The organism is Streptomyces sp. MB09-02B (assembly GCF_033794485.1).
GTDB lineage: Bacteria > Actinomycetota > Actinomycetes > Streptomycetales > Streptomycetaceae > Streptomyces.
On sequence record NZ_JARGEE010000928.1, the window covers coordinates 1 to 944 of the forward strand.

1 protein-coding gene is annotated in these 944 nt (G+C 72.5%); it reads right to left on the reverse strand.

Annotated features, from left to right (window positions below; translation table 11 throughout):
* Positions 1–296: 296 nt before the first annotated feature.
* A complete protein-coding gene (locus tag P1P70_RS45135) occupies positions 297–881 on the reverse strand; it encodes an NAD(P)H-dependent oxidoreductase (RefSeq protein ID WP_319248362.1) in 585 nt (194 codons plus the stop codon).
* Between the last annotated feature and the right edge of the window lie 63 nt (positions 882–944).

Genomic DNA, 944 nt, shown 5'->3' on the forward strand with positions numbered 1-944 from the left:
TTGCTGATGTGCGGGGGTGGCCGTGGGGGTCACCTGGTTCTTTCGCCCCCGCGCAACCACTTCGCGCCCCCTGATCGCGCCCCCTGTTCGCCCCTCCCGCTACGCAATGCCGCCGGCGCTTCGGCCGGTCGCCCGGGTGAGGTGAGGGCTCGGGGGAACGCGGTTCGTTCGGGCGGATGCGGGTCGTGTGGGGTTGCGCGCGCAGTTCCCCGCGCCCCTGGGGAAGCGCGGCAGGGGCTTCGCCGTGCCGCGCCTCCGCATCCGTCCACGGCCTTGCGGGCCGGGCACCCGGCCCCTCACCCCCCGTACGGCCGCTTCTCCTTCGCCTCGCGCAAGGCCTGCCCCCACCAGGAGAGTTGGTCCAGCATCACCTTGGCCGCCGCGTCCGGGGCGGTCGGCTCGCGGAGGCGGCCGGTGTCGTCGAAGGCCGCGTGGGCGTTGTGGAAGGAGACCGTGTCACGGACGGTGGTCGCGTGGAGTTCCGCGAAGACCTGACGGAGGTGCTCGGCCGCGCGGAGGCCCCCTGAGATGCCCCCGTAGGAGACCAGGGCCACCGGTTTGGCCCGCCACTCCTCGTAGTGCCAGTCGATGAGGTTCTTGAGGGCCGCCGGGTACGAGTGGTTGTACTCGGGTGTCAGGACGATGAACGCGTCCGCCTCAGCCAGCTTCGGAGTGATCCCGGCCAGTCGCGCCGTGGCCTCGGCGGTCGGTGCGAACGTCGTCGGCAGGTCGGCCTCGGCGACGTCCACCACGTCGACCTCGAAGCCGTCGTGCTCCCGGACGCGGCCCAGCAACCAGTCGGCGATCACCGGCCCGAAGCGGCCGGTGCGGTTGCTGCCGATGACCAGCGTCACCCGCACCGGCCGCTTCGGGCCGGTGATCGCCGACTGGTTGCTGGGCCGCGTCCGGGAGCACGACGGCTTCGAGGTCGACGTGGTGGACGT